Annotated in this window: 27 protein-coding genes and 1 pseudogene; 8 read left to right on the top strand and 20 right to left on the bottom strand. The window is 60.6% G+C overall.

Features of this window, described 5'->3' with window-relative positions; translation table 11 throughout:
* Positions 1–208 precede the first annotated feature (208 nt).
* Entirely contained in the window at positions 209–538 is a 330-nt protein-coding gene (locus AU465_RS15145) for a helix-turn-helix domain-containing protein (RefSeq protein ID WP_192248817.1), read from the top strand.
* The gene (locus AU465_RS15140) at positions 535–1,782 is read left to right on the top strand and encodes a type II toxin-antitoxin system HipA family toxin (RefSeq protein WP_192248814.1); all 1,248 of its coding nucleotides are present in this window, start codon (positions 535–537) and stop codon (positions 1,780–1,782) included. Before AU465_RS15145 ends, AU465_RS15140 begins: the two co-directional genes overlap by 4 nt.
* Before the next feature lie 2 nt (positions 1,783–1,784).
* Here AU465_RS15140 and AU465_RS37155 read toward each other — a convergent pair whose 3' ends face one another.
* From AU465_RS37155 to AU465_RS15130, 4 genes and pseudogenes are all read right to left on the bottom strand, one after another.
* Positions 1,785–1,907: a hypothetical protein gene (locus AU465_RS37155; RefSeq protein ID WP_281396762.1), complete on the bottom strand. Its 123-nt coding sequence runs from the start codon at positions 1,905–1,907 to the stop codon at positions 1,785–1,787.
* Between the two features lie 106 nt (positions 1,908–2,013).
* Positions 2,014–2,511 carry a BON domain-containing protein gene (locus AU465_RS15135; protein WP_192248810.1) on the bottom strand — a complete coding sequence of 166 codons (498 nt, stop codon included), beginning with the start codon at positions 2,509–2,511 and terminating at the stop codon, positions 2,014–2,016.
* Positions 2,512–2,558: 47 nt separating this feature from the next.
* Positions 2,559–2,693, bottom strand: a pseudogene (locus AU465_RS37815) (CBS domain-containing protein); the annotation flags it as partial.
* 232 nt (positions 2,694–2,925) lie between these two features.
* Positions 2,926–3,459, bottom strand: a complete 534-nt coding sequence (locus tag AU465_RS15130; RefSeq protein ID WP_192248808.1) for a hypothetical protein — start codon at positions 3,457–3,459, stop codon at positions 2,926–2,928.
* Between the two features lie 46 nt (positions 3,460–3,505).
* Here AU465_RS15130 and AU465_RS15125 point away from each other — a divergent pair, with 46 nt between their 5' ends.
* From AU465_RS15125 to AU465_RS15115, 3 genes are all read left to right on the top strand, one after another.
* Positions 3,506–3,712, top strand: coding sequence for a hypothetical protein (locus AU465_RS15125; protein WP_192248805.1), 207 nt, complete (start codon positions 3,506–3,508; stop codon positions 3,710–3,712).
* 310 nt (positions 3,713–4,022) lie between these two features.
* Entirely contained in the window at positions 4,023–4,487 is a 465-nt protein-coding gene (gene rnk / locus AU465_RS15120; protein ID WP_192248802.1) for a nucleoside diphosphate kinase regulator, read from the top strand.
* Between the two features lie 160 nt (positions 4,488–4,647).
* Positions 4,648–5,211 carry a GreA/GreB family elongation factor gene (locus AU465_RS15115; RefSeq protein WP_192248799.1) on the top strand — a complete coding sequence of 188 codons (564 nt, stop codon included), beginning with the start codon at positions 4,648–4,650 and terminating at the stop codon, positions 5,209–5,211.
* A gap of 8 nt (positions 5,212–5,219) precedes the next feature.
* On the opposite strand, the gene AU465_RS15110 is transcribed toward AU465_RS15115, so the two are convergent.
* From AU465_RS15110 to AU465_RS35960, 3 genes are all read right to left on the bottom strand, one after another.
* Positions 5,220–5,765 (bottom strand): DUF488 domain-containing protein, encoded by a 546-nt coding sequence (locus AU465_RS15110; RefSeq protein WP_192248796.1) that lies wholly within the window; start codon positions 5,763–5,765, stop codon positions 5,220–5,222.
* 6 nt (positions 5,766–5,771) lie between these two features.
* Positions 5,772–6,401, bottom strand: a complete 630-nt coding sequence (locus tag AU465_RS15105) for a LysR family transcriptional regulator substrate-binding protein (protein ID WP_210325108.1) — start codon at positions 6,399–6,401, stop codon at positions 5,772–5,774.
* 101 nt (positions 6,402–6,502) lie between these two features.
* Positions 6,503–6,673, bottom strand: a complete 171-nt coding sequence (locus AU465_RS35960) for a LysR family transcriptional regulator (RefSeq protein ID WP_210325107.1) — start codon at positions 6,671–6,673, stop codon at positions 6,503–6,505.
* A gap of 117 nt (positions 6,674–6,790) precedes the next feature.
* Between AU465_RS35960 and AU465_RS15100 the strand changes: the two genes are divergently transcribed.
* The 3 genes from AU465_RS15100 (at position 6,791) to AU465_RS15090 (ending at position 9,814) form a co-directional block, all read left to right on the top strand.
* Positions 6,791–7,453 carry a 5-formyltetrahydrofolate cyclo-ligase gene (locus AU465_RS15100; RefSeq protein ID WP_192248793.1) on the top strand — a complete coding sequence of 221 codons (663 nt, stop codon included), beginning with the start codon at positions 6,791–6,793 and terminating at the stop codon, positions 7,451–7,453.
* 104 nt (positions 7,454–7,557) lie between these two features.
* Positions 7,558–9,153, top strand: a complete 1,596-nt coding sequence (gene ctaD, locus AU465_RS15095; RefSeq protein ID WP_192248790.1) for a cytochrome c oxidase subunit I — start codon at positions 7,558–7,560, stop codon at positions 9,151–9,153.
* Positions 9,154–9,196: 43 nt separating this feature from the next.
* Positions 9,197–9,814, top strand: a complete 618-nt coding sequence (locus tag AU465_RS15090; RefSeq protein WP_192248787.1) for a Tim44/TimA family putative adaptor protein — start codon at positions 9,197–9,199, stop codon at positions 9,812–9,814.
* 206 nt (positions 9,815–10,020) lie between these two features.
* On the opposite strand, the gene AU465_RS15085 is transcribed toward AU465_RS15090, so the two are convergent.
* The 13 genes from AU465_RS15085 to AU465_RS15025 form a co-directional block, all read right to left on the bottom strand.
* Positions 10,021–10,755 (bottom strand): ABC transporter ATP-binding protein, encoded by a 735-nt coding sequence (locus AU465_RS15085; protein ID WP_192248784.1) that lies wholly within the window; start codon positions 10,753–10,755, stop codon positions 10,021–10,023.
* Entirely contained in the window at positions 10,752–11,486 is a 735-nt protein-coding gene (locus AU465_RS15080) for an ABC transporter ATP-binding protein (RefSeq protein ID WP_192248781.1), read from the bottom strand. Before AU465_RS15080 ends, AU465_RS15085 begins: the two co-directional genes overlap by 4 nt.
* Positions 11,483–12,433 carry a branched-chain amino acid ABC transporter permease gene (locus tag AU465_RS15075; RefSeq protein ID WP_192248778.1) on the bottom strand — a complete coding sequence of 317 codons (951 nt, stop codon included), beginning with the start codon at positions 12,431–12,433 and terminating at the stop codon, positions 11,483–11,485. Before AU465_RS15075 ends, AU465_RS15080 begins: the two co-directional genes overlap by 4 nt.
* On the bottom strand, positions 12,430–13,293 hold the full coding sequence (locus AU465_RS15070; protein WP_192248775.1) for a branched-chain amino acid ABC transporter permease: 864 nt from the start codon (positions 13,291–13,293) through the stop codon (positions 12,430–12,432). Before AU465_RS15070 ends, AU465_RS15075 begins: the two co-directional genes overlap by 4 nt.
* A gap of 119 nt (positions 13,294–13,412) precedes the next feature.
* The gene (locus tag AU465_RS15065; protein ID WP_192248772.1) at positions 13,413–14,618 is read right to left on the bottom strand and encodes an amino acid ABC transporter substrate-binding protein; all 1,206 of its coding nucleotides are present in this window, start codon (positions 14,616–14,618) and stop codon (positions 13,413–13,415) included.
* A 90-nt stretch (positions 14,619–14,708) separates the two neighbouring features.
* Complete coding sequence (locus AU465_RS15060) at positions 14,709–15,005, bottom strand: hypothetical protein (protein WP_192248769.1); 297 nt, start codon at positions 15,003–15,005, stop codon at positions 14,709–14,711.
* An 86-nt stretch (positions 15,006–15,091) separates the two neighbouring features.
* Positions 15,092–16,627, bottom strand: coding sequence for an FAD-dependent oxidoreductase (locus AU465_RS15055; protein ID WP_192248766.1), 1,536 nt, complete (start codon positions 16,625–16,627; stop codon positions 15,092–15,094).
* Positions 16,628–16,805: 178 nt separating this feature from the next.
* Complete coding sequence (fsa, locus tag AU465_RS15050; protein WP_192248763.1) at positions 16,806–17,462, bottom strand: fructose-6-phosphate aldolase; 657 nt, start codon at positions 17,460–17,462, stop codon at positions 16,806–16,808.
* 147 nt (positions 17,463–17,609) lie between these two features.
* Positions 17,610–17,981: a DUF488 domain-containing protein gene (locus tag AU465_RS15045; protein ID WP_192248760.1), complete on the bottom strand. Its 372-nt coding sequence runs from the start codon at positions 17,979–17,981 to the stop codon at positions 17,610–17,612.
* Positions 17,978–18,202: a hypothetical protein gene (locus AU465_RS15040; RefSeq protein ID WP_192248757.1), complete on the bottom strand. Its 225-nt coding sequence runs from the start codon at positions 18,200–18,202 to the stop codon at positions 17,978–17,980. The genes AU465_RS15045 and AU465_RS15040 overlap by 4 nt, the downstream gene beginning before the upstream one ends.
* A gap of 37 nt (positions 18,203–18,239) precedes the next feature.
* Positions 18,240–18,647: a c-type cytochrome gene (locus tag AU465_RS15035; RefSeq protein WP_192248754.1), complete on the bottom strand. Its 408-nt coding sequence runs from the start codon at positions 18,645–18,647 to the stop codon at positions 18,240–18,242.
* A gap of 123 nt (positions 18,648–18,770) precedes the next feature.
* Complete coding sequence (locus AU465_RS15030; RefSeq protein ID WP_192248751.1) at positions 18,771–20,540, bottom strand: GMC family oxidoreductase; 1,770 nt, start codon at positions 20,538–20,540, stop codon at positions 18,771–18,773.
* 27 nt (positions 20,541–20,567) lie between these two features.
* Positions 20,568–21,329 carry a gluconate 2-dehydrogenase subunit 3 family protein gene (locus AU465_RS15025; RefSeq protein WP_192248748.1) on the bottom strand — a complete coding sequence of 254 codons (762 nt, stop codon included), beginning with the start codon at positions 21,327–21,329 and terminating at the stop codon, positions 20,568–20,570.
* Positions 21,330–21,470 lie beyond the last annotated feature (141 nt).

The following is a 21,470-nucleotide window of genomic DNA, read 5'->3' as shown; positions in this document are numbered from 1 at the left end:
AGGCGTCCTGATGTCAGAACCACGCTGTTTCTGGCGAAATAGGTTGGAGACGTGCCGGACCCACTTTGAACCTACTGACTTTCGATCAGACGGCCGGGTGCTCGATGCAGGCGAGCGCACGCTTCGAGATCGGATCATGTTGGTCACACTAGGAAAATTGTAATCTTCGTGCTACATAATTGCCTAATCTGCAGTGCGAAGGTGTCAAATGCCCACTCCACACAATCCTCCAGCCGCTGTTAGACGCGCCCTGCGCAAGCTGGGAGCGGATATCCACGATGCCCGGCGGCGGCGCAGGCTCCCAATGGCTGTCGTCGCCGAACGCGCCTTCACCTCGCGCTCGACCTTGCAACGGGTCGAAGCCGGCGACACCAACGTCAGCATCGGCATATATGCAGGCGTTCTTCAAGCACTCGGCCTGCTCGATGGTCTGAGCCTGGTGGCCGACATCAGCAATGACAAGGTCGGCCAGGCTCTGGCCAGCGCGGAACTACCCAAGCACGTCCATCTTAAGCGGCCACCCGGGACGTCGCGATGACTGACTTCGAGGTCCATATCGATCTTGGCGGCCACACGCGTCCCGTCGGGCTGGCGAGGAGTAATCGCGGCCGCGGCACGGAGACGATCCTCTTCGAATATGACAGCGGATGGCTCAAGGATTCGGACCGGTTCTCCCTCGAACCCGCTCTCGCGCTGACCCGCGGTGCCTTTGCCCCCCCTGCCGGACTGGCCACATTCGGCTCGATCGGTGACTCCGCTCCCGACACTTGGGGACGACGCCTCATGCAGCGTTCCGAGCGTCGCCTGGCGGAGCGCGATGGACGTGCCGTTCGCACCCTTATGGAGAGCGATTACCTTCTCGGCGTCGCGGATGAGACGAGGCTTGGCGCTCTCCGCTTCCGATGGGTCGGCGAAGAGGTTTACCAAGCGCCGATCCATGACGGCGTCCCTGCACTCATCGAACTCGGGCGGCTTCTACAAATCACCGAGCGAATCCTTCGGGATGAGGAGACGGATGAAGATCTCCGACTGATCTTTGCCCCTGGCTCTTCCCTGGGTGGCGCGCGGCCGAAGGCGTCGGTCATCGACCAACACGGCCATCTCGCAATCGCCAAGTTTCCCAAGGAGACAGATGACTACAGCATAGAGACCTGGGAAGAGATCGCATTGCGCATGGCCGGCCAGGCCGGCATCACCACGCCGCAGCACGATCTTATCAAAGTCGCCGGCAAGCCGGTCATGCTGTCGAGACGCTTCGATCGCGACGGCACGATCCGTATCCCGTTCCTGTCCGCGATGGCGATGATGGGAGCCAAGGACGGTGAGCACGGCAGCTACCCCGAGATGGTCGATGCACTCACGCAACATGGCGCCCACGGAAAACCCGATGCGCATGCGCTTTATCGCCGTGTCGTCTTCAACGTGCTTATTTCCAACGTCGATGATCACCTGCGCAACCACGGCTTCCTTTGGTCGGGGAAGGCCGGATGGTCGCTCTCGCCTGCCTACGACATCAATCCCGTCCCGACTGATCTCAAACCACGGGTTCTGACGACCAATATCGACCTCGACGACGGTACGTGTTCTCTCGATCTGCTGGAGGCGGCATCGGAATTCTTTGGACTCACGCTCGCGCAGGCGCGAACGATCATCAAGGAAGTCGCGACGGTGACCACGACGTGGCGTGATACGGCCAAGGCGGTGGGCGCGCGGTCGGCCGAGATCAACCGAATGGCGAGCGCCTTTGAGCACGATGATCTCAATAGGGCGCTGGCGCTCTAAATTTAGAGATCATGCTGGCGCGCTGTGATTGCCTTGCGCAGCGCCGCGAAGTTGGAGAGACTTCCCTCGTTCAGGACGACAACCTCACCGTCGATGACCGCGCTGTCCACTGGAATTTCGCTCATCGCGCGAACTTCACATCGTTTAGGCTCCTTAGAGCATCGTGATTTCCGGTGCCAGCGGCGGCGCGCCTTAACGTCGATGCCCACTGGTTCGGTCCGTGTCGAGCCTTCAAACCATCGCGTAGGCAATGTCGAGCGGAACGCGGTGATCATCGACCGCCCGAACGCCGGCGGTGTTCTCGGCCAGAACAAGCGATGCCTTCCGTTCCTGTTCCGACATGTAGCCGCCCCAAAGGGCGACCACCCCGTTGGTCACCATCACATCAGCTTCTCCGATCGACGGCCATGCCTCGGAGCGCAGGGCACTCACAATTTCGCGCCTGATACTGGCATCGTCATGGAATGAGACCGGGCGAGGCAGGCTCTTCCTGACGGAAGCCAGCGCACGCACCAGGTCCGCCCGGGCGACGACCCCCACGACGCGTTCGCTATTGACGACGAAGACGCGCCGGGTGCGATTGACGTCAAGCAGTGCGGCGATTTCGTCGATCGGGTGCTCAACGAAACGGTGACCACTTTTCTGGTCATGACGTCCGTCACATGGATGGAGTGCGACCTTAAATAGTCCGCCGCGAGCGCCGTATTGTTGCCGAAGAGCTGAAACCACCAAGAACGCCGCGGTGTGGCTTTCCCGATTTCCGCTCTGTGGATCAGGTCTTCCTCGCTTACGATCCCGAGCAGCACACCCTGGTCGATCACCGCAACGGCGCTCAAATCGCGCGTGACGAGGAGGTCGCACACTTCGTCCAATGTGCTGTCCGGCCCCACCGCGACTACTGGTGACGTCATGATGTCCATTGCGATCAGCGCCCGCGCCCTGCCGCGAGGCCGAACGCCAGGCCACGAAGGCACCTGGTAGCTATCGCGTTTGGACCTATCCATCGTGTGCGGGCCTCGCCGCGCCTTTCGCAAGATTTCGCACTCTCGCCGCTTTGAATCGTCAGCGTCGGCCGCCAAGCCGTGGCGAAAGCTTCGCCCTTTCATTTATGCAGTACAAACGAATATGCAGTACAAACGAAATTTATTGTCGCTTTAGCATAACTTTTTTGCATCGTAATTTCGATACCGGCGAGCGGCATCGGCCCTTCCCTTTTCCGGATTCGATATCCATTTTCGAGGGATCGAGCCATCGTGCCGGGGCGTGCTGGCATTCAGTAGACGGTGATATCGCTCCCGAAAGCGTCGGAACAGGGGATTGAATGATGATCACTGGAGCCCAATGCCGCGCCGCTCGCGCGTTGGTCGAATGGACCCGCGAAAAGCTCGCCAGCAACTCAGGTGTGGATGCGTTGGTCATCGAAGAATTCGAGCGTCGGATCACGCTCCCGGACGGAGACATCTGCGACAGGCTACGGACGGCACTCGAAAGCGCGGGGCAGTTTTCATTGCGGAGAACGGTGGCGGTATCGGCGTTCGCCTCAAGCTCAACCGCTCGGAAGTCAGGCGAATTGGCGTTCTCGAAAATGAAGGTGGGATCGTCGGGATAGATGCCGTTCCATAGGCTCAGGTTTCCGAGCATCGATGAATTCACGGTCGCAGCCCCCTCGATGGACAATTCAGAATCCCGCATTGGCTGACCAGGTGCAAGCAAGGAGAGCGTCATGAAGGTTATGTGGGGTGATCTCACGGAGGAGGAGCAAACAGCGCTTAAGCGCATGAATCGCGGACCCTACCCGGCTCTCTCGAAAGCATTGGCCGAACGTCTCGTCTTCCTCGGGCTGGCGGAAGAGAGATCGCGCGGAACCGGCATAAACAGGACTGGAAGAGAACTGGTGATAAACACGTTGCTCGGCGTTCGTCCCGAATAGCTCAAGAGTGGCACCGCTGAGGCGGCTGCCTTGACTTCCGGGATTGCTTCCCCAACTATGGTCTTATGAATGCCGCCGCTAAAATTCTTTGTGATTTTCTTTTCCGGGTTTGCCCCATCGCGGGATCGTAACCTCCGGCTCGGCCGCCATGTGCTCCGAGCCGAGGGGCATGACTTCCATCGACATGGGATGATCCGCAGGGGACTGCACGGCCCCGGACATCGCCGCTTCAAGCTAAAAAATCTCCCCGAAATGGCCAGTTCCGCCACCCTTGATGGCGGCTGGCTCATTGAAAATTATGAGAATTCAAATGCAACACAACACGAAGACCCGGCGTAAGCCCAATATCCGCATCTCGCAGTCGGACCATGCACGTTTATCGGTGCTTGCGAGCACTGTGGCCGCTCGAAATCCGGAGGCTTCCGATGAACTGCTTGCCGAACTCGAGCGCGCACGCATCGTCGCCGATGGTTGGGTCTCCGCTGGCACCGTCCGGATGGGTTCGACTGTGACGTTCAAGCCCGACACTGGCGATCGGAAAACGATCACACTGGTTTTTCCTGGCGATGCGGACATCTCTGAAGGCAAGGTTTCAATCCTTACACCGATTGGCACGGCCCTGATCGGCCTCTCGGCTGGACAGTCGATTATGTGGACCGCCCGAGACGGGCGCCGGCACGAATTGTTGGTCCTTGCCGTGAACCAGCCCGCCCCGGAAGGCGATGGAGCCGAGCGGCTCGCACCTGCGTCTCCAACGATTGCGGCGAGTGTCTAGACATGGGCATCTCCGTACGTCTCCTCAATCATGCGGGGAGCCTGATCGCGGGAGGCTAACCCCTGCGCCGGCCTATCTAGGTTCGGCGCAGGGGCGGCTTCCACATCCGATCAATTGCCTAGCGCCGGATTCCCTTTCATGGACCGGCTGGAGACCAGCCATGCCCACTACCGACACCTGTCAACTGACGACCAAGGACTACACCATTCTTGAGGTGATACGGGAGCGCCATCCGATCCGCGACGAAACCTTCTCGACTATTCTTCAACGGAAGATTTCGAGCGCAGTTGTAATGTTTCGGGAAGACATCCCGGCAAACGTCGTGACACTCAGCAGCCGCGTGGCTTATCGGGTGAACGACGGCCCTGCCGAAACCCGCATCGTGGCCCATGACCAGATGCGCGGTCTGGTCGGCATGCTTTTGCCTATCACCAATCCACGCGGCCTGGCGTTGCTCGGTCTGGCCGAGGGTCAGTCCATGTGCATTCCGACAGCGGACGGCAGCCTTGAAACGCTGACCGTGCATGAAGTGGTTTATCAACCAGAAGCCGCAAGGCGCGAGAGACTGAAGCTGGCGGGAGTTGCTGCGCCGGGCTCGTACCGGCTGGGCGGACCGGGTCTGCGTGTCGTCCATCGTTCCGATGAACCGCACGACGAAGCTCAGAGCAAGGTTGCGGCGGCCTTCGATGCCGGGTTCGACGACCCGGGTCCGTCTGCCGCCTGAGAACTCGACTATCCCGAAGGCTGTGAAGGCGGGTAGACAAGCGTTCCGTCGACCCTGGCCCTCACGCCGTCGGTGAGTTTCGCCGGCTCGACCTTGTCATGGCCCATCAGATGAAAAACGGTTTCGCCGTGGCTGATCAGATAGTCAGCCACGATTCTCCTGTGACAGCGCCACCAGAGCGTTTCCGAGCACATGACGGCACACCGGCGCTGCCTGCCGAGGGACACAAGCCGGTTCAAGCCGCCATGAAACTCCGCTGACAGCGCGTAGTCAGCGTAGTTGTGAAAACTCTGATTGATCCAGAATGCGTTGAGCGTCGGTGGAATGTCGTGTGCCTTGCCGCGCAGGCCGCCAAGCTCGGCAATGTACTCATAACCGATGCCGAATGCTGCCAGGCTTTCCGGAAGCACCTCGCTGTTGAATTGCGGATTGGCCCGTGATCGTCTGACGGTCCTTATGTCGACCACCAGGGCGACTTCTCCAACTCGCAGCAGGCCAACAAATTCGACAATCGACCGGGTCGAGTGACCGATGGTGTAGAATGGATAAGGCATGTTCGGTCAATCCGTAGCGATCCGTCCTTCCAGCCACTTGGCTTCGCGCCTGGGAGCAACGATCATTTCACAACTTGCTTCAGGCCGCGCAGCGCCTCCTGCACGTCGGCTCGCGCCTCGCTTGCTTCCGGATAGACGGCATAGGCCGGGATAGGTGAACTCCGGCGCACCTTCCACGACCTCCAGCTGCCCCGTCTCGATATAAGGAGCTGCGGCGCCCCTGCGGAAATATCCCATGCCACCGGCGCGCAGGATGTAGCTCAGCCCGAGTGGACCGAGGCCAACCATCAATCCCGGCTCGCCAAAGGCAGAGGAACTGGCATCATGCTGGGCCGCAAACAGCGGCCCCCAGTCGACATAGACATAGTGCTTGGAGCCGGCAGGTTCTCCGTCTCTGTCGGCCGTCCGGACCAGGACGAGTTGCTCCTCGACGAGAAGCTCTACCCTGAAACCCGGGAGCAGCTTCGGCGCGTAAAGCACCGCGATATCGAGGACCCCGGTCCTGAGCTGCTCGATGAGCTGGTCCGGCACGCCGACCTGTGCGTGGATGGCGATTTCCGGCCTCGCCTTCCGCATCCAGACCAGCCAGTCCAGAAGAAGCGGGTTCCAGAGGCTCAGCTCGCCGCCCAGCGCCACCACACTCGTCCGTCCCGAGGGGATTGCGAGCTGGTGGCGAGCCCGTTCCCAGATCTGCACGAACGACTGGGCGAACCGCTCGAACTCGCGCCCGGCCGGCGTCAGTTGCGCGCCGTTGCGGTTACGGATGAAGAGCGACGTCCGAGCTCGTCCTCCAACGTGCGGATGCGCGCGCTCACAGTGGTCTGCGTCACGTGAAGGCGATCCGCAGCCTTCAGGAAACTGCCCGAATGGACGATTTCAAGGAAAGTGCGCGCTCGATCGATGTCCACCGACTCCTCCTATTAATGCAATAATTTTGCATTCATACAGCATTTAATTCCGTTTGCCTTCTTGTTTCCTGCGGAGCACGTTCCAGCAAACATGTGGGCACGGACACGGAGCTGGCGATGGCCGAGAAGAGATACACCGACCCTGAAATCCACGAATACGCATCCCCGCCCTGCTTCGCGCACGAGCTTTCGCCCGAGTATGGCGGGCATTCGGAGCTTGGAGAATCCTGGAGCGAAAACTTGCGCTGGCGCAAGGCGGAGCGGCAGAGGCTGATCGAGGAGCGCCTCGCCATCGACGCCGATGACAGGAAGATCAAGTCGGACCGCATCGCATCGCGCCTCGATCTTGCCATCGGCAAGGTCAGCGGGCGCATCGTCAGCGGCTATTGGCCGTTCCGCGGCGAGCCCGACCTTCGCAACTGGGCGATCAAGGTCGTCGAGCGGGGCGGCCGGATCGCGCTTCCCGTCGTCATCAGGAAGGGCTGGCCGCTGGAGTTCCGGGTCTGGCGGCCGGGCGATCCGCTCGAGCGCGGCGTTTGGAACATCCTGGTTCCCTCACGCGGGCCCTCGGTCCTGCCGGATATCGTGATCGCCCCGGTGGTCGGCTTCGACGGAGCGAACTACCGCCTGGGATATGGCGGCGGCTTCTTCGACAGAACGCTCGCGGCGATGCACAGGCGGCCGTTGGTCCTCGGAGTGGGTTACGCGGGAAGCCGGCTCCGAACGATCCGTCCGCAGCCCCACGACATTGCGATGGACATCATCGTCACGGACGACTGAAACACGAAGCAGACAGCGCCTGGTTCCCCGATCGCGACGGCAACTGAACGCCGTCCATCGTGGCAACCATCCTGCATGCCTGAATGAAAGGCAGGTAGAGCACCATGTCGAACCCAGCCACAACGTTCGACGACCACAAGCCCCGTTTTCTCGTCAGGTGGTTGTGCTCGACCAACCACAAAGATATTGGGACGCTTTATCTGCTGTTCTCGATCATGGCGGGGATACTCGGCACCGCGCTTTCGGTGCTGATCCGGATGGAGCTTCAGGAGCCCGGACTGCAGATATTCAGCGATCCGATGGCCTACAATGTCGTCGTCAGTTCCCACGGCCTGGTCATGATCTTCTTCGTCCTGATGCCGGCCCTGATCGGCGGCTTCGGCAACTGGATGGTGCCGATCATGATCGGCGCGCCCGACATGGCGTTTCCGCGCATGAACAATATCTCGTTCTGGCTGCTGGTGATGTCGTTCGTCCTCTTCATCACCTCGATGTTTGTGCCGGGAGCGCCAGGCACGCTGGGCCATGGCGGCGGCTGGACGCTCTACCCGCCGCTCTCGACCTCCGGCCAGCCAGGCCCCGCGGTCGACCTCGTCATTCTTTCGATCCACCTTGCGGGAGCGTCATCGATCCTCGGCGCGATCAACTTCATCACGACCATCTTCAACATGCGCGCGCCGGGAATGACGATGCACAAGATGCCGCTCTTTGCCTGGGCGATGCTGGTGACCGCCTTCATGCTGCTGATGTCGCTGCCGGTGCTGGCCGGCGCGATCACGATGCTGCTCACGGATCGCAACTTCGGCACGACATTCTTCGTTCCCGACGGTGGCGGCGACCCGATCCTCTACCAGCACCTATTCTGGTTCTTCGGCCATCCGGAGGTCTACATCATGATCCTGCCTGGCTTCGGCATCATCAGCCACGTCATCTCGACTTTCGCCAAGAAGCCGATCTTCGGTTATCTCGGCATGGCTTATGCGATGGTGGCCATCGGTGTGATCGGCTTCCTCGTGTGGGCGCATCATATGTATACGACCGGCATCTCCGTCGACAGCCAGCGCTACTTCGCCTTCGCCTCGATGGTGATCGCCGTTCCCACAGGCGTAAAGGTGTTTTCGTGGCTGGCCACGATGTGGGGCGGGTCGATCGAGTTCAAGACACCGATGCTGTGGGCGATCGGCTTCGTCCTGCTCTTCACCATCGGCGGCGTCACCGGGATCATGGTCGCCAGCCCCGGCATCGACCGCTCGTTGCACGACACCTATTTCGTGATCGCCCACTTCCACTATGTGCTGTCTTTGGGCGCGGTCTTCGCCATCTTCGCGGGCTTCTACTACTGGTTCCCGAAGATGACAGGTTACATGTACAGCGAAGCCTTGGGAAAACTGCATTTCTGGACGATGTTCATAGGCGTCAATCTCGTCTTCTTCCCGCAGCATTTCCTTGGCATGGCCGGCATGCCGCGCCGCTACGTTGACTATCCCGACGCTTTCGCCGGCTGGAATTTCGTCGCGTCGATCGGATCCTACATCTCGACCGCGGGGCTGATCATTTTCTTCGTCGCGGTCGCGGAAGCTTTCAGCCGCAAGCGCCCGGCCAGCGCCAATCCATGGGGCGAAGGGGCGACCACGCTTGAATGGCAGCTGCCCTCGCCGCCGCCCTTTCATCAATGGGAAAGGCTGCCCCACATCCACTGAACAAATCGGGTTGTATGCTTCGACAAGTCGTCGGGTGAATCTCATGAACGAGACCGCAGATGCGAACAGCCAGATCCTGCTCGTTGCTATCATCGCGTTTTATTGGGCAATGCTGGGCAGTTGGAGCCAGCTTCTCTCGCGCTGGAACGACGAGAGGGCCAAGCGGGACGCTGCGTCGACGCGGTGGGACGGCAGTACCGAACACACGTCCTCCGTGGACACGCCCCAGAATGCACTTCGTGAGATCGACCCGGATTTCGACCTCGCCGCATTTCTGGACGGTGCCAAGAGGGCCTATGAAGCTATCCTGCAGGCCTATGCGGACAGTGACATCCAGGCGTTGAAGCGCCTTGTCGGGCCGGAAGTTCTTGAAGAGTTTGAGCGAGAGATTGCGGGACGCCGGGATCGGCAGGAGATGCTGCAGCTCACCGTCATCGTTACGCGCGAAGCAAAGGTCGTCGACGCTTTCAAGGAGGATGGTGCCGCCGAGATTGTTGTCCGGTACGTTTCCGACGTGGTCAGCGTTACACGCTCGGCAAACGATGCGGTCGTCGCCGGTGATCCCCGGCAGATCGTCGAGGTGATCGATACCTGGACGTTCGCCTGTGAAATCCCGTCGACGCAGCGCAACTGGATATTGATCGCCACCGAAGGCGAATAACAAGTATGTGCAAATCCGACACGTTTGCCTGACAGGCTATTCGCAGTTGGTGGGCGGCCAACCTCGAATGCCCGGCATGGTGCGGCCGCGGTCAGGCGCGCCCGATATTCACATAGCCTAGTTTGATGCGAGGGTGATGTGTGTTGATGAAACTTCGCTCGACGACGCTGGCCAAAGCCCTTCAACACATGAGGGGTGCTGCCGGTTCAGAGCCCCAGATAGGCCTTTCGCACTGCCGGATCGTCAATCAGGTCCTTGGCCGCGCCCTCGTGCACGATGCGGCCGGTCTCCATCACATAGCCGCGGTCGGCCGCTGAAAGCGCGAGATGCACATCCTGCTCGACCAGAAGCACGGTTACTCCCTCGTCGCGGATTCTCGCCAGAACTTCCATCAACTGCTCGACCACCACAGGAGCAAGACCGAGGCTCATCTCGTCGATCGCGAGCAGGATCGGCCGCGCCATAAGGGCTCGCGCCATGGCGCACATCTGCTGCTCTCCGCCCGACATCGAGCCGGCAAGCTGCCGCCGCCGCTCGCCGAGGCGAGGAAACAGCGCATACATGCGCCTTAGATCCTCGAGGGCGACAGCCTTGTCGGAACGGCGGTCGGCGGCCATCAGGAGATTATCCTCGACGGTCATGCGGTCGAAAAGCTGCCGGCCTTCCGGCACCTGGACGAGACCGGCAGCGAACGCCTGGTCCGGCGTCAAAGGCACAAGGTCCCGGCCCTTGAACTCGATCTGACCCGTCGCGGCAATGACGCGCGACAGCGCGCGCAGCAGGGTCGTCTTGCCGGCGCCGTTGGAACCGACCACCGCGACGATCTCGGCCGGGCGCACTTCGAGCGAAACGCTGTGCAGCACCGGCATACCGCCATAGCCGGCACCGAGGCCGGAGACCCTGAGCAGCGCGCCATCGGTGCTTTTCCCTGCCACGCTCATGCCTGCCTCTTGCCGAGATAGGCCTCGACCACGGTCTTGTCCGACAAAACTGCGTCCGGTATGCCGTCGGCGATCTTCTCGCCGTGATGGATCACCAGCAGCCGGTCGGAAAGGCTCTTGATCGCCTTGATGACGTGCTCGATGACGAGGATGGTGATGCCCAAATCCCGCACCTTGCGGATGATGCCGATTACTTCGTCGATCTCGACGTGGTTGAGGCCGGCCATCACCTCGTCGCAAAGCAGGAGCTTCGGCTCCATAGCGAGCGCCTTGGCGAGTTCGAGACGCTTGCGACCGGGTCCGCCCAACTCGTCGGCCAAATGGTCGGCGAACCGGCTCAGACCGACGAATTCGAGGTTGCGGCGCGCCTTTTGGCGCGCTTCCTCAAGATCGGAAGTGCCCCTTCCGTAGCCGAATAGGGCGCCGACAGCGACGTTGTCGAGCACCGACAGGCCGGGGAAAGGGCGCATGATCTGGAAGGTGCGGCCGATGCCAAGTCGCGCGCGCCGGAAGGCCGGCAGCGACGTGACGGAGCGTCCCTTGAAGACGATGTCGCCCGAACTCGGCGGCAGCGTTCCGCTGATGAGGCCGACCAGCGTTGTCTTGCCGGCGCCGTTCGGACCGATGACTCCGAGGATCTCGCCCTCGTTGAGGGCGAAGCTGACATCGTTGACGGCGACCAGCCCCGCGAAGCGCCGCGTCACATGAACGATTTCCAGGATCGCGCTCATATGCGGTGCGCCCTGATGTTTTGCACGAAATAGCGCCAGCCGGATTTGCGGAAGTGGTGGACGATGTCGGCAAGCCCCCGCGGCATCAGCACGACTGCGGCCACCACGACGATGCCGAAGAACAGTCCGGCGGCGTTGGTCACTTCGCTGGAGAGGACTTCGGAGACGGCGGAGAGGACGACGGCTCCCACGATTGGACCGAGCACGGTTCCCGGGCCGCCGAACACGGCCATGATTATCATCTTGACGTTCAGGCTGATGTCGAAGGCGCTGGCTGGATCGAGGAAGGTAATCCAATAGGCCTGAATGCCGCCGGCGAGCGATGAGAACAGGCCCGAAAGCGCAAACGCCATCACCTTGTAGAGCGTCGTGTTGACGCCCATCACGGCCGCACCCTCCTCGTTCTCCCGGATGGCGATAAGGCCGAAGCCGAAACGGCTTCGCGTCAGCCACCAGACAGTGAGGGTCGCCATCAACAGCAGCGCGAGCGACAGTTCATAGAACATTGCGTCATTGTTGAGCGGCGGCAGGACCAGGCCGATATTTTGGCCGAAAAGCGGGATGTTGGAGACGATCGCGGCAACCACCTGCGCCAGCGCCAGCGTGGCGATGGCGAAATAATGCCCCTTCAGGCGGAGCACCGGCAGACCAAGTAGGATGGCAAAGCAAACCGCCATCGCGGCACCGAAGACCATGCCGACCCAGAACGGCATGTTCCATTGCACCATGGCGACCGCCACGCCATAGGCGCCCAGGCCGAAAAAGGTGGAATTGCCGAAGGAAGGATAGCCGGTATAGCCGCCGATAATGTTCCACCCTTGCGCCAGCACCGCGAGGAGCAGCGTCGAAATGCCGAATTGCACGATAACGTCTGAGCCGAACCAGGGCAGAGCCGCGAGAACAACAACGGCCAGCAGCGCGATGGCGATGCGGATCGCACTGTTCATGCCGTCCTCCCGAGAAGGCCGCTCGGCCTGACAATGAGCACCAGCACCAGCACGCCAAAGCTGGCGACATCGCCGAAGGTGGCGCCGATATAAAGAATGGCGAGCGATTCGATGATACCGAGAACGAGTCCGCCGACAATCACGCCGAGCGGGTTTTCGAGCCCGCCGATGATGGCAATAGCAAAGCACTTCGCCGTCAACGTTGCGCCGATATAGGGATTGATCTGCGAAACCGTGCCGTACAGACCGCCGGCGACGCCAGCCAGGCCGATCCCGATGCCGAAGGTCGTGGCGTAGAGATGGCGAGGCTCGACACCGTAGAGCCGAGCTGCGACGAGGTTCTGCGCGGTGGCGCGGATAGCGCGGCCGAGCCGCGTCCTCAACAGGAACAGCCACATTATGACGGCGAGCACGATGGCGACGCCAAAGGCGGCTAATCGCACGATCGGAACGACGACGGGACCGATCGCGATGTTCGAACCGGCGTAGGATGGGTTGATGGTGCGAAAATCGGCAGAGAAGGCCAGTTGCGCCAGATAGGTCAGCACAACCTCCAAGCCGAAGGTGACCAGCAGCGTGTTGAACATCGGCGCGCGCACGATGAGGTTTAGCATGCCCCGCTGCACGGCGTATCCAGCCCCGAACATAACGATCGCGGTTATCGGCAGGCCAAGGAAGGGATCAATCCCGAGATATTTGAAGAGATACCATGACAGATAGGCCCCCAGCATGATGAAGGCGCCATGGGCGAGATTGACGATGTTGAGCACGCCCCATACGAGAGCGAGCCCCAGCGCCATGATCGCGTAGAGCCCGCCCAGGAGAATGCCGTTGACAAAGACTTGTGCGAGTAGATCCAAGCCGTCGGTCCCTCGTACTTTCTCTCCGAGGCGGCGGACGCCTCAAGTTCGCTGCGCCGCCGCCCTTGGGATAGGTGCCAATCCGGCGGAACCGGCCGACACCCGTTAATGTCGTACCCTCAACGCGCGTCCCATGTCGGCATCGGATATTTCGGCTTTTCGATGAAGCCCTTGCCGCCGTAGACTGCCGCCAGATTGCCGTCTTGGATTTGGACGACCGTCTGCGCCAGGTTGATCTGGCCGTTCTCGCCAAAGGCGACGGTGCCGTAAAGACTGTCGAAATTCAACTTGGCGATAGCGTCGCGCACCGCCTTGGGATCGATCGTACCGGCGGCCTCGACCGCTTTCGCCAGGGCCTCGACGTCGGCCGCGCCAGAGGCGGCGTGATAGTCGGGCGCATAGCCGTACTTGGCCTTGTAGGCCTCGGCGAAAGCGGCAGCATCGCCGAACCACCTGTCCTTGAGATCGGTCGACGGCAGCCAGGCGCTCATGCCGTACGCGTAGTCGGCATCCTTGCCAAGAGCCTTGCGGAAATCCTCGCTCGGCACGCCGACGGTAAAGGAATAGAGCTTCGGCGCCACCGAAAGGCTCTTGGCCTGCCGCACGAAGTTCAGGATCTCTGTTTCGTGCCCCGCCATCAACACGGCGTCGACATTGGCGTTCTTGACCTGCGAGAGAAGCGAATTGAAGTCGCTTGCGTTCGAGGTGTAGCGCTCGTCCAGCGCGATGGTGAAGCCGGCATCCGTGAGCAGCGGGCGCGTGCCCTTGGCCACAGACACGTCAAAGGAGTCGTCGGCGTAGAGCAACGCCACCGACTTCGGCGCGGGATCGAGTTCTTTCATCATCGCGATGGTGGAGCCGAAGTAGTTGCTCGCCGGTGCCAGCGTACCGAAGATGTATTTGAAATTGCGCGAGAAAATCTGGTCCGAAGCGCCCCCGCCCTGGACCATGGGAACCTGGTATTTTTCCGAAATAGCCGAATCGGCCAGTGCGAAGTTGCTGGCGAACGGCCCGAGCAGCAGGTTGACCTTGTCCTGAGTGATGAGCTGAGTGTACTGCCGCACCGACAGGTTTACGTCCGACTGGTTGTCGTAGAGCTTGAGCGCCAGCTTGTACTGTTTGTCGCCGACTTTGACGCCACCGGCTTCATTGATCTTGTCGATGGTGAATTCGTAGGCGTCCTTGTAGTAACGGCCGGTATTGGCCACCGGGCCGGTAAGCTGCACCGAGGCGCCCAAGACCAGATCTTCCGCCACGGCCGGCGCGCTGTAAAGGGCGACGGCTCCGAAAAGGGCGCCGGCAAGCCGCAAGGTATTGATCGACATGGCTTTCTCCCTGGTTATGTATGCCGGATGATACCTGCCTGAACGATCCTCGAGCTGTGCCGCCCGGCCGGCGCGATGGGGGCTCCTAGCTTACTCGAAAATGATCCGAGCGGTTCCTCTTTTTGCGATCAACATTCTCCGAGCCTCCTGGACTCGCTCAGCCTGTTGCTTGGTATAGGGACCCATCGGCCGGGTCGTTTCATCGCCCCGACGAACCCGGCAGTACCAGCGGCCACTGTCCGAGAAGATTTCAACCGAGGTCGGTGCCTCGTGGGCAGACTGCTTGGCGACCTCGTCGACGAATTTCACGATTCTTGAATGATGCTGGGCGGGCGCAGCAGTGCGCAAATCGCTGGTGACGCCAAGTTCCTGCTGCACTGTGGACATAGTCGAACTCCTTTCAATCACAACCAAATTCCGCTTCGCTATTTCTGACCGCGCTCTTCTCGGATTGGAGCGCCAGAGAGTGCCTGTTAGGTTGCCATTTGGCGTTCCATTTCCACCTCGACCTCCAGGCTCTCGATGTCGCGGAAGATCGAAGCGGCGGCCAGCGTGCGCCCCTCGCGCTTGTATCGCAGCAGGCAGTCCTTGGCACCGATGTCGCCGTCGACCGCGATCTCGTCCCATTGCCCGGCATGGCCGACATAGTTAATGGGAACATCGTAGTGCTGGCTCCAGAAGAACGGCACCGCGACAAATTTCGCGCGATGTCCGAGCATGTTCAGCGCGGCGGTCTGCCCCTGTCTCTCGGCAACCACCCAATGCTCGACCCGGATGTTCTCGCCACTGTGGGGATCGGGCCACTGCGCGATGTCGCCGGCCGCGAAGATCCCCGCCTCGCTGGTTTCCAGGAAGGCGTTGACGGCGACGCCGCGGTCAACGGCCAGCCCTGCCGCTTCGGCAAGCCCGGTGCGCGGCCTCACACCAATGCCGACGACGACGAAATCGGCCGCCACGGTACTGCCGCCGCTGAGTTGCACCTTCCCGCCGTCGATGCTGGTTGCGGTTTCCTCCAAGTGGAATGCGACGCCATGCCCTTCATGCAGGGCGCGGATGAAGTCGCCCATCTGCGGGCCCAGGACACGCTCCATGGGCCGCTTTTCCGGCGCCACGACATGGATGTCGATATCGCGCGCACGGAGAGCCGCGGCAACCTCGAGCCCAATGAAGCTGGCGCCAAGCACCACCACGCGGCGCGCGGTGGCGGCTCGTGCGATGATCGCCTTGCAGTCTGCGAACGAGCGCAACGTATGGACATGCGGCTGGTCGGCTCCGGGGACCGCCAGGCGGACAGGTTCCGCGCCCGTCGCAAGCAGAAGCCTGTCATAGGGGATCCTTTCTCCATCCGCGAGGACCACCTGCCGCGAACGGGCATCGACCTGAACGGCTTCCGTCTTGAGACGCAAGTCGATGTTGTTCTTGGAATAGAATTTCTCCCCGCGGAGTGGAATCCAGTCCTCCGGGGCTTTTCCGGCAAGGTAGTCCTTGGATAGGTTCGGCCGGTCGACTGGCGGCGTTTGGTCGTCGCTGAGCATGACGATGCTGCCCTGGAACTGTTCCCGCCACAACATTTCGGCCGCTGCGAACCCCGCCGCGCCGCCGCCTATGATGACGATTTTCTCAGGCACTTGGCCGGAGCTTCCGGAGCGCGGTTTCCGAGCTGTCCGTTTCAGTTTCTCGCCGACGAATATGCGGCCGTCCCGCTGTTCGACCGCCCAGCAGGCGAGAGGATTGAATGCGGGAGCGTGCAACGCTTCGCCCGTCCGCAGATCGAAGCAGGCATGGTGCCAGGGACAGCGGACGGTATCATCCGCGACAAGGCCGTCGACGAGCGGCCCGCCGTAATGCGTGCATGTCGCACTGACCGCGAACACCTCGGTGCCGCGGCGCACCAGCAGGACCTGGTCGTCGCCACATCGGCCGACCAGCTTGCCGCCATCAGGAAGGTCCGCGAGCGCGATGCCCTGAATCAGATCCGGTCCAGTCGGCTTACTTTGGTCTTGGGCCATTGCCTTCTCCCTTGGCGTTCCGGAAGCGGATGCGCCTTTTGCGGTCGAGAAGCCGGAATTCCTTAATCATAGCTTTAGAACTCAGCGACAGTTTCTCGCCACTCCAGACATCCTGCAAACGAATTTAATCGGCAGTTGCGAGCAATTTTTATGATAGGAGCCGACGGGCCGCGTGCACTTACAGGATCGCTTGTCCCGTCTTGCTCCAGTCGGCAAGAAAAGATGCCAGACCCTTGTCGGTGAGCGGATGTTTGGCAAGGTTTCTAAGTACTGCTGGCGGTACGGTTGCGATATCGGCGCCTGCGATCGCCGCCTGTTTGACATGGAGGGGTGTTCGAATTGAAGACGCGAGGATATCCGTCGTGATTGATTTGTCGTTGTCATAAATCGCGCGGATTTCTCGGACCACCTCCATGCCGTCCAGACCGAGATCGTCGAGCCTGCCGACGAACGGCGAAATGAAGGTCGCGCCTGCCTTGGCTCCGAGCAGCGCCTGGTTGGCTGAAAAGCACAGGGTGACGTTGACCTTGTGTCCGAGTTGGCTGAGCGCCCGGCAAGCTCTCAATCCATCCCAGGTCGATGGTACCTTGACGGCCACATTGGCGGCGATGTCGGCCAAACGCTCTCCCTCGGCGATCATGCCGTCGAAGTCGGCCGCTGTGACTTCCGCTGAAACCGGCCCCTCGATTGTCTGGCAATTCTCCTTGATCACGTCCCTGATCGGCCGGCCGGTCTTTGCGATAAGGGACGGGTTCGTGGTCACTCCGTCGAGAAACCCGGCGGTAGCAAGGTCGCGAATTTCAGATATGTCTGCGGTATCGACAAAGAATCTCATTGCGTTTCTCCTCAACCGGACGCGCTCAACGATTGGATCAATTTCCTTTGGTATGGTTCCCGGGGAGACGAGTTTGTTGTCGCTTTCGTGATCGCGCGCCCTATGTCGCTGAAGCCAGCGGCACGTGCATGAGCCGACGTGACGACTCTATCGATGTCTCAGCAAAATCTCTCTAAGGACGACGGCATCATTGTGGGCCTCGTCATGAGCTGAGTAGACGAGTGTGACGGCGCCCTCCTGCATGAGGCTGCGCAATTGGCCGAGTTCACCGCGATGCTGATGGATTTCCGCCGCGTATCGCCGGCGGAATTCATCCCATCGGGCCGGATCGTGTCCGAACCATTTCCGAAGCTCGGTACTTGGCGAAAGTTCCTTCATCCAATAATCGATGGCGGCTTCGGACTTCCTGACCCCGCGCGGCCAAAGCCGGTCAACCAACACCCGCTTGCCATCGTCAGTAGAAGGGCTCTCATATGCCCGTTTCAATTTTACTTTCTCGTTGAAGATACCTTCGCTCATCGACGTCGTATCCCGTTCATCTCCGTGTCGTTGACAGCATCGAGAAGGCTGGAGAATTTTGTCCTCAAGATCACCTCGTCTGCCCGATCCGATACGAACACGAAGATGTCGCCGCGATATCGCTCGATCCAGTGACGGCCTGTACCATAGCTGCGCAGATAGTCACCGATCTGATGGACCGTGGAGTATCCCAAACCCTTGTGCAGGAGAAACTTCGTCAAGATTGTGCTTTCGCAAAGGGCTGGTTGACCGTCTCACTCATGGCCCGACCTTCTGGCCTTGGGCATTGAACTGTTTCAGATAGGCGATGACATCGGCGATCTCCTGGTCCTTGCTGAGACCGGCGAATGTCATCTTTGTGCCTAGCACCAGTTTGCGCGGCGCGCGCAGATAGGTCGTCAGCGTCGGTTCATCCCAGGTCAGACCCGAATTCCTGTTCGCCGCGGAATAGCTGTAGCCCGGATACGTACCGGCCGCTCGGTCGACGACCCCGTTCAAGACCGGACCTACCCCGTTCTTTGCGTCAGGGCCGACCTTGTGACAGGCCATGCACCTCTTGAAGATGACGGCACCGGCTTCGGCGTTGCCAGGAGATGGGTCTTGCGCATGGGCCGAACCAACTGCAGTGAGAATGGCGGCCGTCAATCCAAGCATGGTCGATTTCATGTTTGCTTCTTTCAATCAGCTGAGGGCTGATTCCGGCCGAACCGGCCCAGGGCAATATGGGGTTCGAAACACACCCAGCTCTGCCGGATCCGAACCGCGGATCCGGATCCGGCAGACGTCGTCTCAGGAGGGAACCAGTGGGCCGGGGTTCTTCAGATACTGGTTCTTGATCGCGTCCACTGCCCAGTAGGCAAGAGCGCCTACCGGACCGGTCGGATTCTTCCCGGCGTTCTGGGGAAACACGCAAGCGCCGGTGACGAATACGTTTGAGACATCCCAGACCTGAAGATATTTGTTCAGGACGCTGGTGCTTGGGTCGGCTCCGAAAACTGCACCGCCTGTGTTGTGCGTGCTCTGATAGGGCACGATCGAATAGGGCACGGGCGGCACGTTTCGATCGATCTTGGTCGCACCCATCTCCTTCGCGAGGGTCACGCAGATGTCGGCCTGAGCATTCATCTGCTTTATCTCGTTGTCCTGGAAATTGAATGTCATCCTCATAAGCGGACGTCCAAAAACGTCGGTGTAGGTCGGATCAAGGCTCAGATAGTTCTGCCGGTAGGCCATCACCGCGCCTTGATTGCCGACGCTGGCCGCGTGGTCATAATTGTCGACCACTGCCTTCTTCCACTCGGAGCCCCAACGAGGCGTGCCGTGCGGCGTTGGATGTGACTGGATGGGCCGAGCGCCCGAGTTGCTGCAACTGATGCCGCCGCCTCCGATGTAGCCGGCCTTCACGAAATCGTAGTTATCGCCGTTCAAATCATCCATGCAGGTGCCGAGCGCGCCTGCGCCCATGAAACGATTCAGAACGGTCTTCTTGTCGAAGAATGCGGTCGCCCCGCCACCGCACTGATAGGCATAGTTCCGGCCGACCACGCCCTTCCCGGTTGCCGGGTCGTAGGGCACGCCAATCCCTGACTGCAGCAGCAGGTTGACGTTGCCGAGCGCATAGGCTGACAGGATGATCAGGTCGGCAGGCTGTTCGAATTCGCGCCCGCGTGCGTCGAGATAGGTGACGCTGACCGCCTTCTTGCGGGTCGAATCGAGATTGACCTTCAGCACGATCGAATTTGTGCGCAGTTCGAAATTCGGGTTCTTCACCGCCAGCGGAATGACGGTGAAATGCGGGCTGGCCTTGGCATTCGCCTCGCAGCCGAAGCGCTCGCAGAAGCCGCAATAGTGACATTGGCCGAAGGCCACGCCATCAGGATTGACATAGTCGCGCGACGCGTTGGACGAGGGATTGGGAAAAGGATGGTATCCGAGATTGCGGGCCGCCTTCTCGAACATCACCATGCTCTGCGCGGCAGTCATTGGCGGATTGGGGTATTCTTCCTTTCGCGATCCCTCGAAGATATTGCCACCGTCGATTTTCCTGCCGTTAAGATTGCCAGCCTTGCCGGAGGTGCCGCATGTCTTTTCGAACTTGTCGTAGTAGGGTTCGAGATCATCATAGGTGATCGGCCAGTCCTGCAGGTGCATATCCGCGGGGATGATCTTTTCGCCGTACTTGTCGATCGTCCGGCTACGCGCTTGGTGATCCCATTCAAGCCAGCGCCAGGTGACGCCGTTCCAGTGCACGCCGGCGCCTCCGACGCCCTGGCCGGGCAGGAATGAGCCGAGTTGACGCATAGGCAGCGCCGTTTGCGATTCACTATTGCGGAATGTGATGGTTTCCCGCCGCACGTTCTGCATGAGGTCGTAGCGGGCTGCGTAGCGCAGTTCATCATGGATTTCAGGGTCGATAAAGTCCGGATTGGTGTCACGCGGGCCTCCCCGCTCAAGGGCGACGATCTTCAGCTTGGTGGACGCAAGCTCCTTGGCAATGATGCCGCCTGTCCACCCAAGACCGACAATCAGGACATCGACCGCGTTCAGTTTGGTGGCCATGTCAAAGTCTCCTTCTTCTTCCGCCGATTAAATGAGATCCTGGATGCCCTTCGGTTCAGCCTTGTATGGTTTGTTTCGAAACGGTTCGATTTTGTCCGTGTACATGGCATCCGCGCCGGGGAAGCCGATCATCTTCCAGGCAGCCGCCTCCTTGTTTCCGCCATACATGGGGTCCGCGAAATAACCCTCGATCGTGAGCTGCAGCAGGAGTCCGAAGAAGGTCGCGGTCGGCACTGTTGGAAGCTCAGTCTTCTTGCCGTCAAGGTCGGCCATCACCGCGGCGCGATCCTTTGCCGAAAGGGCCGCGAAGCTGCTCTTGTGGCTTTTCTGTACAACGGCATTGACATCGGCGATGCCCGCCCGGATCAGCTCCGAGGGCGTCATCGGCAATTGATAGCCCTGCTCGGGCGTACCCTCGCCAAATGGCCCTTCCAGATACAGCCGATCGCCCTTGCCGTATCCGCCGGCCATTTGCCGATCGATGTACGTCGCTACGCCGAGTTCCATGGCGCCGGGGCCAGTTGAATCGCTGGGAATGAGCGTATCGACCGCCGCTTCGACGAAAGCGGACTCGTCGAGATTGAAGAATTCGTAGCCGGGGCCCCCGGCATGAGGTGCGGCAGCGGCGTGATGATGTTTCGTATCTGTGGCGGTCGCAGCCATGATTTCGTCCGCCGATGCGGATCCACCAAGCGGCAGAGTACTCGCTGCCGCTCCTGCCGCGCCGAACAGTTTCAGAAAGTCACGACGCCCTACACCGCCTTGCCTACTCTTCTCTCTCGTCGACATGATTTCTCCTGTGACGCTGCAGGCAAAGGATGGGTGAGGATGGAGAGAGCTGGCGCCCTCTCCAACCGGCGCTGCGCAGCATCCAGCGCTAAGCTTGGTGGATTTGTCCGAAGCCTAGTGCTTGCGCTTACTATCTAGCAA

The sequence above is a fragment of the Mesorhizobium silamurunense genome, from assembly GCF_014843905.1.
Classification (GTDB): Bacteria; Pseudomonadota; Alphaproteobacteria; order Rhizobiales; family Rhizobiaceae; genus Mesorhizobium; species Mesorhizobium silamurunense.
This window is presented reverse-complemented; position numbering and strand designations above follow the sequence as displayed.

Bases quoted from the DNA above. Each gene is read 5' to 3' on its own strand.
- AU465_RS15145 (WP_192248817.1), top strand. From the start codon at position 209: ATGCCCACTCCACACAATCCTCCAGCCGCTGTTAGACGCGCCCTGCGC.
- AU465_RS15140 (WP_192248814.1), top strand. From the start codon at position 535: ATGACTGACTTCGAGGTCCATATCGATCTTGGCGGCCACACGCGTCCC.
- AU465_RS37155 (WP_281396762.1), bottom strand. From the start codon at position 1,907: ATGAGCGAAATTCCAGTGGACAGCGCGGTCATCGACGGTGAGGTTGTC.
- AU465_RS15125 (WP_192248805.1), top strand. From the start codon at position 3,506: ATGAAGGTTATGTGGGGTGATCTCACGGAGGAGGAGCAAACAGCGCTT.
- rnk (WP_192248802.1), top strand. From the start codon at position 4,023: ATGCAACACAACACGAAGACCCGGCGTAAGCCCAATATCCGCATCTCG.
- AU465_RS15115 (WP_192248799.1), top strand. From the start codon at position 4,648: ATGCCCACTACCGACACCTGTCAACTGACGACCAAGGACTACACCATT.
- AU465_RS15110 (WP_192248796.1), bottom strand. From the start codon at position 5,765: ATGCCTTATCCATTCTACACCATCGGTCACTCGACCCGGTCGATTGTC.
- AU465_RS15100 (WP_192248793.1), top strand. From the start codon at position 6,791: ATGGCCGAGAAGAGATACACCGACCCTGAAATCCACGAATACGCATCC.
- ctaD (WP_192248790.1), top strand. From the start codon at position 7,558: ATGTCGAACCCAGCCACAACGTTCGACGACCACAAGCCCCGTTTTCTC.
- AU465_RS15090 (WP_192248787.1), top strand. From the start codon at position 9,197: ATGAACGAGACCGCAGATGCGAACAGCCAGATCCTGCTCGTTGCTATC.
- AU465_RS15085 (WP_192248784.1), bottom strand. From the start codon at position 10,755: ATGAGCGTGGCAGGGAAAAGCACCGATGGCGCGCTGCTCAGGGTCTCC.
- AU465_RS15080 (WP_192248781.1), bottom strand. From the start codon at position 11,486: ATGAGCGCGATCCTGGAAATCGTTCATGTGACGCGGCGCTTCGCGGGG.
- AU465_RS15075 (WP_192248778.1), bottom strand. From the start codon at position 12,433: ATGAACAGTGCGATCCGCATCGCCATCGCGCTGCTGGCCGTTGTTGTT.
- AU465_RS15065 (WP_192248772.1), bottom strand. From the start codon at position 14,618: ATGTCGATCAATACCTTGCGGCTTGCCGGCGCCCTTTTCGGAGCCGTC.
- AU465_RS15060 (WP_192248769.1), bottom strand. From the start codon at position 15,005: ATGTCCACAGTGCAGCAGGAACTTGGCGTCACCAGCGATTTGCGCACT.
- AU465_RS15055 (WP_192248766.1), bottom strand. From the start codon at position 16,627: ATGGCCCAAGACCAAAGTAAGCCGACTGGACCGGATCTGATTCAGGGC.
- fsa (WP_192248763.1), bottom strand. From the start codon at position 17,462: ATGAGATTCTTTGTCGATACCGCAGACATATCTGAAATTCGCGACCTT.
- AU465_RS15045 (WP_192248760.1), bottom strand. From the start codon at position 17,981: ATGAGCGAAGGTATCTTCAACGAGAAAGTAAAATTGAAACGGGCATAT.
- AU465_RS15035 (WP_192248754.1), bottom strand. From the start codon at position 18,647: ATGAAATCGACCATGCTTGGATTGACGGCCGCCATTCTCACTGCAGTT.
- AU465_RS15030 (WP_192248751.1), bottom strand. From the start codon at position 20,540: ATGGCCACCAAACTGAACGCGGTCGATGTCCTGATTGTCGGTCTTGGG.
- AU465_RS15025 (WP_192248748.1), bottom strand. From the start codon at position 21,329: ATGTCGACGAGAGAGAAGAGTAGGCAAGGCGGTGTAGGGCGTCGTGAC.